The sequence below is a fragment of the Candidatus Rokuibacteriota bacterium genome (assembly GCA_016209385.1).
GTDB lineage: Bacteria > Methylomirabilota > Methylomirabilia > Rokubacteriales > CSP1-6 > JACQWB01.
In genome coordinates this window covers 1-11900 of the sequence record JACQWB010000127.1, presented here as the reverse complement: position 1 = coordinate 11900, position 11900 = coordinate 1, and the positions used below count along the sequence as shown (strand labels likewise).

Here is an 11900-nt window from a genome sequence, read left to right as displayed (position 1 = left end):
GGCCGAGGTGGCGAAGGAGCTGGACGCGTACCGGACGACCTACCGCCAGGTCAACGGCACTGAGGCGCCGGCGCCGATCAGCGCCGGCTGGACGTTCTGCGATCCGAGCGCGGAGCGCGCCGAGGAGCTGGCGCGGCGCTACATAGGCGGCTACTACCAGACGGTCCTCGAGCACTACCGGTTCGACACCCCCCATCTGGCGACGACGAAGGGGTACGAGTACTACGGCAAGATGGCCGAGAAGATCGCGACCTACGGGACCGACAAGGTGATCGACTTCTTCCTGAACCTCCAGGTCTGGGGCACGCCGGAGCAGTGCTATGAGAAGATCGTGGATGTGCGGGCGCGGGTCGGCAACGAGACCCTCGTCGGCGTCTTCAGCTATGCCGGCATGCCCTACGACGAGGCGGAGCGCAACATGCGGCTGTTCGCGAAAGAGGTGATGCCGGCGCTGAAGCGGGTCGGGCGCGAGCCCGTGGCCGGCCAGGTCGCGCCGCGGCGCGCGGGTGCGGAGCTCGATGTCGGGCTCCTCGGATCCTGACGAGCGTCGCGCGATGACCTCGCCGGTGATGCCGCTTTCGGTCTACCTGCCCTTCAACCTGGATTGCCTGCGCGGCGAGTTCGTGGCGGCGAAGCGCGGAGGGCCGCCGCCGGCGCCGAGCGGGCACTGGCTTCTGATCCAGGACCAGAACCTGATCGTCGTGCCGGATGCGGGCGGGTTCAGCCTCCCGACGGGAGAGTTGCCCGCGGGGTTGGACCGCGCGCTCCATCGCCCGCTGTGGCTCGGGAACTTCCGTGGGCAGCCGTGCTGGGCGGCCGCCCTGGAGTCGGAGGTCCCGGTGCCCGATGGCTTCCACGGTGAGACGCTGGTACCGATGAAGGGGACCCGCCTCCCCGACGATCTGCTCTCGCTCGGCGGGATGGCGATGCAGACGCTCCACTGGGAGCGCACGAGCCGCTACTGCCCGCGCTGCGGCGCGCCAACCGAGCGGATCGAGGGCGAGTGGGGTAAGCGCTGCCCCAAGTGCCGGTACGAGCATTACCCCCACCTCCACCCGGCAGTGATCGTCCTGATCAAGGACGGAGACCGCTGCCTGCTCACGCGCAAGCCCGGATGGGCGCCGGGCCGCTACTCCCTGGTCGCCGGCTTCGTGGACAACGGGGAGTCGCTGGAGGCCGCCGTGCGGCGCGAGGTCAGCGAGGAGGTCGGCGTCGACGTGTCGGACACGCGGTACGTGGGGAGCCAGAATTGGCCCTTCCCGAGCCAGCTCATGATCGGGTTCGTCGCGACCTATGCGGGTGGCGAGGTCACGATCGACCGCGAGGAGCTAGAAGACGCGCGCTGGTTCCCGTGCGAGGCTCTCCCGGAGGGCCCGTCCCGCCACAGCATCGCCCGCTACATCCTCGACAACTACGTGCGGCGTCAGCCTGGCGAGATGGAGAGGTAACGGGCCGCCTCCATGGCATCCACGGTGAGGGTCGGCATCATCGGCGACTTCGAGTCGAGCCGGCGGTCGCACGTTGCGACGAACGAGAGCCTTCGTCACGCAGCGGACCAGCTCGCCGTCCAGGTGGAAACCGTCTGGCTACCGACCCCGTCCCTGCTCGGCCGCCACGGGTTGAACGCGCTCGAGGCGGTGGACGGGCTCTGGGCTGCACCCGGTAGCCCCTACCGGAGCATGGACGGCGCCTTGAGCGCGATCCGATTCGCTCGCGAGCGGGACTGGCCGTTCGTCGGAACCTGAGGGGGCTTTCAGCATGCTCTGGTAGAGTATGCGCGCAATGTGTGTGGCCTGGCGGCCGCTGACCACGCGGAGTATCACCCCGACGCGGCCCTCGCGCTGATCGTAGCTGCTGCCTGCCCTGTCGGTGAATCCGGCACGGATGGCTCGTCCCTCGGCGGCGCGATGAAGATCGGAGTGAGCCGGGCATCGCGCACCTACGGCATATACGGGGTCGAGCAGATCGAGGAACGGTTCAACTGCAGCTACGAGCTCAACCCCGCGTTTGAAGGAGCGCTGGAGGCGGCCGGGTTGAGCGTGGTGGGCAGGGGGGAGCAGGGCCAGGTGCGGATCGTCGAGCTATCGAACCACCGCTTCTTTGTCGCCACGCTCTTCCAGCCTCAGCTCTCGTCGGCCCCGGGCGCGTCGCACCCGTTGATCCTGGCATTCCTTCGGGCCTCGCGTGCGCTCCCCGGCGCGCGCCGGACGTCGGCTGCCTAGGATTCGCCGAGAGGGACAACCCCCACGCGGTGGCGGTGGGCCAGCGCCTGGTAGGTCGTGGGGTTGAGACGCACCCAGCGCTCGGCGGGCGTCCCCGCCCGCGGTCCCTTGACCTTCGCGGGGACGCCGATCGCGAGCATCTCGTCAGGGATCTCGGTTCCCGGCGTCACCAACGCCCCGGCGGCGACCATGGCGCGCGCCCCGACCTTCACGCCGTCCAACACGATCGCGGAGTTCCCGACCAGGCAGTTCTCGCCGAGCTGCGCCCCGTGGATCGTCACGAGATGGCCGACCGTTGCCCCCGGGCCGATCTCGACCGGGTTGACCGGCGTGGCATGGACGACGGCGCAGTCCTGGACGTTGGCGCCCTTCCGCACCACGATGGGAGCGAAGTCGCCGCGGAGCACCGCGTTGTACCAGACCGAGGCGTTCTCCTCGATGGTGACGTCCCCGATGATGTTGGCCGTGGGCGCGATGAAGGCGGTGGGATGAATCTTCGGCTTTTTCCCCTCGAAGCTGAAGAGCGGCATGCGTCTCTCCTCTCACGCAAAAAGTCGCGCTCACCCTAGCATCGCGTTCCCGCAGGCGTCAAGGCGGGCGCGCGCGCTGGACAGGCGACCGGGCGGGGCGTATCCTCCACTCATCATGGTGTGTGAGCAGCGCGTGCAGTAATTTGCGGATGGTCACCCCGTGCGCCGAGTTCGAGCGCGGGCTTCGCCCGCGCAACCGACTCGGGCCTCGCCGCGGGACGGGCCTGCCTACGGCATGGCCGACGTCCCTCGGCTCGAACTACAGTGGGGGGAGGATTCGGAAGGGGGGCTGAGCCCCCCTCCGAGATTGTCATGACGACGCCGAGGATCGTGGCGTTCGCCACAGCGGTGCCCGAGCACTACTTTCCCCAGTCGCGTCTCGCGGAGCTCGCCAGCGAGGTGGCTGGCTACCACGATCCCCGCCGGCTCGGCTTCTTCGCCCACAGCGAGATCGAGGGGCGCTACCTCTACCTCGACCCCGCCCGCGTGCGCGCCGACGAGAGCGTGGACGAGCTGAGCCGTCGCTTCGAGCAGGGGGCCCTGGCCCTGGGACGGGGGGCCCTCCTCAGCTGCCTCGACCGTGCCGGCTGGTCGCCGGAGGATGTGGACTTCCTCGCGACGACCACCTGCACGGGCCGGCTCTGCCCGAGCCTCGACGCGCACCTGGTCCGCGATCTGGGCTTGCGCCCGGACGTCCAGCGGGTCCACGTGGGGGACACCGGCTGCGCCAGCGCCATGGTGGCGCTCCAGCAGGCGTACAACCACCTCCGGGCCTTCCCGCGTCATCGCGCGCTGGTTCTCGCCGTCGAGATCTGCTCGGCCGCCTACTACCTCGACGATCGTCTGGAGAGCGCGGTCGCGCATGCGATCTTCGCCGATGGCGCCGGCGCGCTGGCGCTCGGCACCGAGGGGGACGGGATCAGCGTGCTCGGCCACCGGACGCTCTTTCGCTCCGAGCACCTCCCGGCCATGGGGTTCACGTATCCGGGCGGCCGGCCCCGCGTAATCCTGTCCAAGGACGTGCGCCGGATCGGCGCGGGGATGCTGGGCGAGATGGCGGAAGCGCTCCTCGCCTCGCAGGGGCTCAAGCGGGAGGACGTGAAGGCCTGGGTCCTTCATTCGGCGGGACGCCGTGTGATCGAGCGGGCTCAGAAGCTGCTCGGCCTCGGCGATGCCGATGTCGCGCCGTCGCGCGCCGTCCTCAGACGGTACGGAAACATGTCCTCGGCGACGGTGGTCTTCGTCCTGGAAGAACTTTGCCGGAACTACCCGCCGGACCCGGGGGACTGGGGCCTCATGATCGCCCTGGGTCCGGGCTTCGCCGCCGAGGGCGCGCTGCTGCGCTGGTAGCCGGCATGGCCTCGCTCCCGCGCGCCGCCGACGCCCGCGAGCTCCTCGACGCCCCAGGCCCGTTCCCCGGTCTGGAGGAAAACCTTCGCGACCTGGCGCGGCTGAACCGCCTCTTCGGTGGGGCCTGGCTGATCCGCGCCCACGTGGCGCGGCTCCTCGAAGGGACCCCGGCAGACTGGCCGGTCACGATCCTCGACGTCGGAACCGGCGGCGCGGATCTCCCGATGGCCGTCGTCCGCTGGGCCCGCCGGTCGGGCCGCCCGATGCGCGTACTCGCCCTCGACAAGAGTCATGAGGTCCTGTCCGTCGCTCGCCGCCTGGCCGCGGGCTACCCCGAGATCGTCTTCCTCCAGGCCGATGGGCTCTCGCTCCCGCTCAAGCGCGAAGCGGTGGACGTGGTCCTCCTCTCGCTCACCCTCCATCACGTGGAGCCGGCCGAGGCCTCCGCGCTCCTCGCCGAGCTGAACCGGACCGCGCGCCGCGGCTTCGTCGTCAACGACCTGATCCGGAACCGCCTGGCCTACGGGCTCGTCTGGCTGGCGACCCGGATCTTCGCCACGAGCCGCATCGCCCGCCATGACGGCCCGCTCTCGGTCCTCCGGGCGTACACCCCCACGGAGATCCTGGACCTCGCGCAGCGGGCCGGGCTTCCGGGGATCCGCATCGTCTGCTACCCGTGGCTCGCGCGGCTCGCGGTCGTCGGCAGGAAGCGATGAGCGGGCGCGGCGCTGACGTCGTCGTCGTGGGCGGGGGCCCGGCGGGCTGCGCCACCGCGCTCCTCCTGGCGGAGCGCGGTCACGCCGTGCTTGTCCTCGACCGGGCCCGGTTCCCGCGCCCCAAGCTCTGCGGCGAGTACCTGAGCCCCGAGGTCTCCCGGATCCTGGACCGCCTCGGCGTGCTCAAGGCGGTGGACGAGGCCGGCGCGGTCCCGCTCCGCGGAATGCGGATCGCCGCGCCCGACGGCACCGTCCTGCTCGCGGATTATCCGACCGCGGGGCCGTGGCGCGGCTATCGGGATCATGCCCTCGCCCTTCCGCGGCTCACCTTCGATCAGATCCTGCTCGACCGCGTCAGGGCCTGCCCCGTGGTGGAGGTGCGCGAGCGCCACCGCGTGACCGACCTGCTGATGGACGGCGACCGCGTGGTGGGCGTGGTCGGGATGGAGGCCGAGGGAAGGGCCTTCGAGGCGCGGGCGCCGCTGGTGATCGCGGCCGATGGCCGGAACTCGGTCGCGGCCCGGCGGCTCGGGCTCCTCCGCCCGCACCGCCTCCGCCGCCTGGCCCTCCTGGTGTACGTGGAAGGGGTCGAGGGGTTTGACGCGCGCGGGGAGATCTACGTGGATCCGCCCGACTACGCGATTCTGAACCCGGTGGCGCCGGGGCAGGTGAACCTGAGTCTCGTCGTGCCGCTCGCCGACGCCGCGCCTTATCGGGGACGACTCGACGCCTTCTTCTTCGCCCGGCTGAAGCAGCTCGACCGCCTCCGGCCGCGCCTGGAGGCGATGCGGCCCCTGGGCTCGATGAGCGCCCTCGGGCCCCTGGCCTACCGCGTCGCTCGGCCCCGGTGCGGCGGACTGCTCCTGGTGGGCGACGCCGCTGGCTTCTACGATCCGTTCACCGGTGAGGGGATCTTCAGCGCCCTCCGCTCCGCCGAGCTGGCGGCCGAGGTCGCCCACGCCGCGCTCAGGGCCGGCGATCCGTCGGCCGCTGCGCTGGCGCCGTTCTGGGAGGCGCGCCGCGCCGCCTTCAAGGAGAAGGAGTGGCTGACGCGCCTCCTCCAGGTCGTGATCTCGCGACGCTGGCTGGCCAACCGGGTGGCCCACTGGCTGGTCCGGCGCCCGGACCTCCTCGGTCTCCTGATGGGTGTCATCGGCGACTTCGTTCCCCCGCGCGCCCTGGTCTCCCCTCGCGTGCTATTCGGGCGTTAGATTAGCGGGGACCCATCTGTTGCTCTGACGGAGGATGACGCCCGATTGCTCCAATGACCGTCAGCCTACCAACAAAACCTTCCCGCGACGACCCGGCCTCTCGGCGTGGCGGACGGCCTCCGTGATATCGCCGAGGTCGTACTTGGCCTCGACCGGCGGGACGATCTCCCCCTTCGCCATGTGACTCAACACCTCGCCCATGACTGCGCGTTGCTTCTCGGCAGGCGCGCGTCGGAACCACGCGGTCAGCCAGAAGCCGCGCACTGACAGCGTGCGGAAGATCGTCAGCGCGCCGTTGATCAGGATCGGCTCGAGGGAGAGGAGGCCGTAGCTAAGCATGACCCCTCCCGGTCCGAGCGCCTGCACGACGCTGCCCGCGACCTGCCCGCCCACCGCATCAATTGCCGCCGGCACGCCGGCCCCATTGGTGACAGCCATGACCCGTTGAACGAGGTCCTCATCCTCCGTGCAGATCACTTGATCCGCCCCTAACGCTTTCAACTCCTGCGCCTGCTCCCGACGACGGACCACATTGATCGTCTTCACGTTCCGGAGCTTCGCGACCTGCAGCACGATGCGCCCGAGCGTCGAGCCGGCGGCGGTCTGGAGCAGCCACTGTCCCGGCTGGAGAGCCAGCTCTTCCGTCACCATGATCCAGGCCGAGAGGGGGTTGACGACAAACTGGGCCGCGCTCTCGTCACTGAGGCTGTCAGGTGCCGGGACGAGGTTCCCGGCCTTCACGACGAGAAATTCCTGCCAGGTTCCCGGCGCGCGAAGGGGAATGACGCGCTGGCCGACCTGAACTCCGCGCACGTCGGGCCCAACGGCTTCGATGACGCCCATACCCTCGTACCCCGGCGTCGCCGGAAGCTGGGGTGACACGCCGTAGAAGCCGCGCACGGTCAGGAGATCTGAGGGGTTGATCGGGCGCGCGCGCATTCGAACGAGCGCTTCGCCCGGGCCGGGCGAAGGTGTTGGCACGTTGTGAACCTGGAGCACCTCTGCCGGGTCACCAAACCGGTCAAACCTGACGCATCGCATCACGGTCTCCTCCTTCGGAACGAGACCTCTTTTCGGCTTCGTGGAGGCTACTCGAAGTCCCCGTCTTGAGCAGAAAAAACGGCTCTTCGGCGGTATAAGTCGCGCGCCACACCTGGGAGCGCCGCTCAGTAGCCTCCGGCCCGTGGCACTACTTCCGGCTGCGGGGGGCCTCCTGCGACCGGCTGATCCCGGATCGCGAGGACCACGGCGGTCGCCACGAAGGCCACCGCGGCGGCGGAGTGGAAGGCGAGCGTGTAGTCCCCGAGCTGGTCGTAGAGGTACCCGCCCACCGCCGACCCGAAGGCGGCGCCGACCTGATGGGAGAAGAAGATCCACCCCGATAGCTCGCCCACCGAGTATCGGCCGTAGATCTTCGCGGTGAGCGCTGTCGTGGCCGGCACCGTCGAGATGTAGTTCAGTCCGAAGATCGCGGCGAACGCGAAAAGTCCGGGCACTGTCCCGACGTACGGCAGGAAGATCAGCGAGAGCCCGCGCAGGAAGTAGTAGCCGGCCAGGGGCCCTTTCTGCCCGAACCGGTCGCAGATCCAGCCTGAGGCGACGGTCCCCACGATGTTGAGTGCGCCCATGAGGCCCAGCGCCTGGGCCGCCTGCGTTGCGTGGAACCCGTGCTCTGTCGCGTGGGGAATGAGGTGGGTCAGAACCAGGCCAGATGTGGTATAGCCGCAGACCCAGAAGCTTCCGGCGAGCAACCAGAAGGGTACCGTGCCCGCCGCCTCGAGAAACCCCGTGCGCTCGGCTAGAGTCTCCCGGGCTGTCTCGGGCGAGGACTCCGCCACGGCGCCGTAGGGTGCGAGGCCGAGGTCCCGGGGATCGTTGCGGATGAGGCCCAGAGCGAGAGGCAGGATTAGCAGGAGGAAGCCCGCACCGAGGACGACGAAGGTCAGGCGCCACCCCCCGGACACCGTGAGCGTCATTGCGAGCGGAACAATCAGGAGCTGGCCGGCCGCCATCCCTCCTCCCGCGACCCCGAGCACCAGACCGCGCCGGGTGTCGAACCAGCGCGCGGCCAGGGAAGCGGCGACGGACATCGCCATACCGCCTGCGCCCAGCGCGGTGAGGATCCCGGCCGTGAGGTAGAGCTGCCAGAGCGCGCCCACCTGAGCGGTCGCCAACGCTCCGGCAGCGAGGAGCGCGGTCGCGCATGCAAGCACCCCGCGCGGACCCCAGCGATCGGCCAGTCTGCCGACAACCGGGCCCGCCGCGCCGTAGAGGAGGAGGGAGAGCGAGGCCACCATCGAGAGCGAGGCTCGATCCCAGCCGAACTCTGCCTCCATCGGCTTGATGAAGACGCCGAACGAGGATCGCATGCCAGCCGCGGCGAGGAGGACCAGCGTCGCCGCTGCGAGGACCACCCACGCATAGTGGATGCCGCTTCTTCCGTGCCGGCTCATCTTTGCCATTTTGGATGCCCGACGCTGGGGTTGGGATTCACCGGCCGGATGCCCGCTCGCCCCGGAGCGTCATGCACGTGCTCGAAGCCCTGGCGACCTTCCGGTCGTTGTCGTCGAGAACGTCACACTCGACCAGACCCACCGTGTGGCCGCGCTGGACCACGTGGCCCGCGGCCCGGAGCCGCCCGGTCCACACCGGTCTCAGGAAGTTGATCTTCAGCTCGAGCGTCGTGAACGTCTCCCCCTCCTCGAGGGTGCTGGCGTACGCCATCCCCATGGCGGCGTCGGCGATGTCGCAAAGGATGCCACCGTGGAGCGTGCCCATGGGGTTGGCGTGGCGTTCGGTCGCCTCGAGCTCGACGACGGCTCGCCCCAACTCGATCTCCGTGAGCGTGAAGCCGATCAGCTTGGCGACGGGCGGCGGGAGGCCGGGAACCTGCATCTCGCCGCGGAGCGCCATCCGGGTGAGGTCGAGCATCTTGGGCATAGGGCTGCCTCCTTAGCGGGAGCGTTTGACAACCCGTAGCAGATCAAACTGAGCAGGAACTGGACCCCAAAGATTTGAAAGCCGTCCATCATCGCCTCCCTGTTACGGGGTACGCCGCTCAGCCGTCCTAGCGCCAGGCGCCGGCTTTGACGGCCACGGCCACCGTGGCGCCGTAGACCACGAGGGCTATCGCGATAGCCGCAAAGAGTGAGGCCAGGCCGCCCCCAAACCAGCGGATCGCGATCCAACCGCCTCCCGTCGCGATCAAGAGCCTGGCGAAGCCAGCCACGAGCGGCCAGAGGAGCCGCCCCGCGCCCTGGGAGGCGAAGTAGAGGGCGAGTCCCAGGCCGAAGAAGCCGTAAGTCGGTCCGACGATCCTGAGGTAGATCGCGCCGGCGACCAGCACCTCGAGGTCGGCGCTGAAGAGGCCGATCCACGCGCTCGGGAAGAACGCCCCAAAGAGCCCTATGCTGCCGGTGACGGTCGCTGCCAGCCCCGCGCCGACCCAGGCCACTCGCCTCGCGCGCACCATGTGGCCTGCGCCGATGTTGGTGCCCACCATGGTGACCAGCGCGGAACCCAGACCGAAGACCAGCGGGATCTGAAGGTATTCGAGCCGCGCCCCCATGCCGTAGCCGGCGAGCGCGAAGGTGCCAAAGGGACCGACCAGGCCGGTAAGCACCACCACGGTTACGTTTGTCAAGACCGTGTTGAGCGCCCCAGGCGCTCCGACCCGAAGGATCTCCCAGAACAAAGTCCGTCGGAAGCGGATCCCACGAAGGGAGAGCCTCACCAGAGTCCGGCCCGAGCGGAGGTAGCCGATGAGAACAAGGCTGCCCACGCTGAAGGACGTCACGAGCGAACTCCCCGCCCCCGCCACGCCCAGCTCAGGGAAAGGGCCCCAGCCGAAAATCATCGACGGGCAGAGCGTGAGGTGCATGGCGCCGGCCCCCACGATGACGGCCGCCGGTAGGAGCATGTTGCCGGTGCCGCGGACGACGCTGCCGAGCGTGTGGAGGAGCCAGAACGCCAGCGCCCCACCGAAGATCGCGTTGGAGTACGCGACCGCGGCCTCAAGCGCCGCGCCGGTGCCGCCCATGGCGCGATAGAGCGCAGGACCGCCCCGGAGAACACCGGTCGTAAAGATCGTCGCCATGGCGAGCGCGATCACGAGGGCGTGCGCCACCAGGGCATTGGCGTCGTCGCGCCGTCCGGCGCCGAGGGCGCGCGCGACCGCCGAGGCGACGCCACCCCCCATGCCGCCGGCCGCCATGGTCTGCAGCAGCATCATCACTGGAAAGACCAGGGAGACACCGGCCAGGGCCTCAGGCCCCAGCCAGCCGACGAAGTAGGCATCAAAGGTGCTCGTAGCGGCTACGAGCAGCATCACCGCAACATTGGGGGCGGCCAGCCGGAGCAGGGTTGGCGCGATGGGCGCCTCCAGGAGGAGGCGGGTGCGGGCCGCCATGGGGCTGGCCGTGCTGGGCTGAGCGGTGGCCGTGACGTCCATGTGAGTAGTAAAATACAAGTGACTAGCTTTTTTGTCAAGACTTCTGTTTGTATAATAGCCCCATAGCCCTATGCCGAAGCGCTACGGTCAGGCGTGTCCAGTGGCGAAGACGCTGGAGCTGGTCGGCGATCGGTGGACCCTCCTGATCGTTCGGGACCTGCTCCAGGGGCCGCTTCGCTTCCAGGACTTCCAGAGGTCGCTGAAGGGTATTGCGCCCAACATCCTCTCGGATCGACTCAAGCTGATGGAGGAGCACGGCGTCGTCAGACGTCGCTTCTACTCGGATCACCCGCCGCGCGCCGAATACGCGCTCACCGACAAGGGAAAGGAGCTGGGCGTGGTGGTCGGCGCGCTGGCCACCTGGGGCTCGCGCCACGTCCACCGCCAGACCACCCTGGTCCACGAGGCGTGTGGGCACCCCGTGGAGATGGGCTACCACTGCCCCCACTGCGGCGGGCGCGTGCGCGGCGCTTCCGTAACGCTCAAGCGTGCCTGATCCGCTGGCCGCGCGCGTTCGCCGGTCACCGCGCACCACTCACACACTTCCGGAGGGACTGCCATGAGCCAGGACCTGCTCGAAGTCGTGAAGGACAGGGTCGCCATTCTCACGCTGAACCGCCCCGAGCGGCTGAACGCCTTCTCGCATCCGATGCTGGAGGCGATGCTGGAGGCGCTTCCCCGGCTCAGCGAGGACCCCGGGGTGGGCGTGGTGGTTCTGACGGGCGCGGGGCGCGCCTTCTGCGCCGGCGGGGACGTGAAGGCCATGGCCGAACGGAAGGAGGGCGGCGGCGGGACGCTCGAGGAGGCAGCCCACGCGCTCCGCTCGCGGATGGAGGTGTCCCGCTGGCTCCACGAGATGCCCAAACCCACCATCGCCATGGTGCGGGGCGCCGCGGCAGGGGCGGGACTGTCGCTCGCGCTCGCCTGTGACCTCCGCATTGCGGGAGACACCGCCCGCTTCGGCGCTGCGTTCGCGCGCGTGGGGTTCCCGGGGGACTTCGGGGGGAGCTTTTTCCTGACCAAACTGGTGGGCACGGCCAAGGCGCGGGAGCTCTACTTCACGGCCGACATGCTGGACGCCCGAGAGGCGCTGGCGCTGGCGCTCGTGAACAAGGTCGTCCCCGACGCGCGTCTCGAGGATGAGACCTTCGCCCTCGCGAGCCGCCTCGCCCGGGGGCCGCGGATCGCGTACGGCTACATGAAGCGGAGTCTGAACGCCGCCGAGAGCGGGACGCTCCACGAGGTGCTCGACCTGGAGGCCTGGCAGCAGATCCGCTGCGGGATGACCGAGGACCACCGCGAGGCGGCGCGGGCCTTCGTCGAGAAGCGTGAGCCGGTCTTCAGGGGGCGCTAGGTCAGTCGGAGGGGGCCCGGGTACCCACGCCGGAGGCGTGGGTGTCCCCCTCCGAGGCCTCCCCCAG

General features: G+C 69.6%; 14 protein-coding genes. 9 read left to right on the top strand and 5 right to left on the bottom strand.

The window, feature by feature from the left end; genetic code table 11:
• From HY726_08485 to HY726_08470, 4 genes are all read left to right on the top strand, one after another.
• Positions 1-541, top strand: a 541-nt coding sequence (locus tag HY726_08485; protein ID MBI4609031.1) for an LLM class flavin-dependent oxidoreductase, incomplete at its 5' end; no start/stop codon positions are given.
• A 28-nt stretch (positions 542-569) separates the two neighbouring features.
• Entirely contained in the window at positions 570-1448 is an 879-nt protein-coding gene (nudC, locus tag HY726_08480) for an NAD(+) diphosphatase (GenBank protein MBI4609030.1), read from the top strand.
• 12 nt (positions 1449-1460) lie between these two features.
• Entirely contained in the window at positions 1461-1745 is a 285-nt protein-coding gene (locus tag HY726_08475; protein ID MBI4609029.1) for a hypothetical protein, read from the top strand.
• 39 nt (positions 1746-1784) lie between these two features.
• Complete coding sequence (locus HY726_08470) at positions 1785-2222, top strand: hypothetical protein (GenBank protein MBI4609028.1); 438 nt, start codon at positions 1785-1787, stop codon at positions 2220-2222.
• Here the strand turns inward: HY726_08470 and HY726_08465 are convergent.
• Positions 2219-2752, bottom strand: coding sequence for a gamma carbonic anhydrase family protein (locus tag HY726_08465; GenBank protein MBI4609027.1), 534 nt, complete (start codon positions 2750-2752; stop codon positions 2219-2221). The genes HY726_08470 and HY726_08465 overlap by 4 nt on opposite strands.
• Positions 2753-3064: 312 nt before the next feature.
• Here HY726_08465 and HY726_08460 point away from each other — a divergent pair, with 312 nt between their 5' ends.
• The 3 genes from HY726_08460 to HY726_08450 are packed head-to-tail and all read left to right on the top strand — an operon-like array spanning position 3065 to position 6029.
• Positions 3065-4102 carry a type III polyketide synthase gene (locus tag HY726_08460; GenBank protein ID MBI4609026.1) on the top strand — a complete coding sequence of 346 codons (1038 nt, stop codon included), beginning with the start codon at positions 3065-3067 and terminating at the stop codon, positions 4100-4102.
• 5 nt (positions 4103-4107) lie between these two features.
• On the top strand, positions 4108-4818 hold the full coding sequence (locus HY726_08455) for a methyltransferase domain-containing protein (protein MBI4609025.1): 711 nt from the start codon (positions 4108-4110) through the stop codon (positions 4816-4818).
• Positions 4815-6029: an NAD(P)/FAD-dependent oxidoreductase gene (locus HY726_08450; protein MBI4609024.1), complete on the top strand. Its 1215-nt coding sequence runs from the start codon at positions 4815-4817 to the stop codon at positions 6027-6029. Before HY726_08455 ends, HY726_08450 begins: the two co-directional genes overlap by 4 nt.
• 60 nt (positions 6030-6089) lie before the next feature.
• Here HY726_08450 and HY726_08445 read toward each other — a convergent pair whose 3' ends face one another.
• The 4 genes from HY726_08445 to HY726_08430 all read right to left on the bottom strand — a co-directional run bounded on the left by HY726_08445 (position 6090) and on the right by HY726_08430 (position 10479).
• Positions 6090-7070 (bottom strand): zinc-dependent alcohol dehydrogenase family protein, encoded by a 981-nt coding sequence (locus HY726_08445; protein ID MBI4609023.1) that lies wholly within the window; start codon positions 7068-7070, stop codon positions 6090-6092.
• 125 nt (positions 7071-7195) lie between these two features.
• Positions 7196-8482: an MFS transporter gene (locus HY726_08440; protein MBI4609022.1), complete on the bottom strand. Its 1287-nt coding sequence runs from the start codon at positions 8480-8482 to the stop codon at positions 7196-7198.
• Between the two features lie 37 nt (positions 8483-8519).
• Positions 8520-8960 (bottom strand): PaaI family thioesterase, encoded by a 441-nt coding sequence (locus HY726_08435; GenBank protein MBI4609021.1) that lies wholly within the window; start codon positions 8958-8960, stop codon positions 8520-8522.
• 136 nt (positions 8961-9096) lie between these two features.
• Positions 9097-10479 (bottom strand): MATE family efflux transporter, encoded by a 1383-nt coding sequence (locus HY726_08430; protein MBI4609020.1) that lies wholly within the window; start codon positions 10477-10479, stop codon positions 9097-9099.
• A 70-nt stretch (positions 10480-10549) separates the two neighbouring features.
• Between HY726_08430 and HY726_08425 the strand changes: the two genes are divergently transcribed.
• Together HY726_08425 and HY726_08420 are read left to right on the top strand one after the other, a co-directional pair.
• Complete coding sequence (locus tag HY726_08425; protein ID MBI4609019.1) at positions 10550-10975, top strand: winged helix-turn-helix transcriptional regulator; 426 nt, start codon at positions 10550-10552, stop codon at positions 10973-10975.
• Positions 10976-11038: 63 nt separating this feature from the next.
• The gene (locus HY726_08420; GenBank protein MBI4609018.1) at positions 11039-11833 is read left to right on the top strand and encodes an enoyl-CoA hydratase; all 795 of its coding nucleotides are present in this window, start codon (positions 11039-11041) and stop codon (positions 11831-11833) included.
• Positions 11834-11900: the final 67 nt, after the last annotated feature.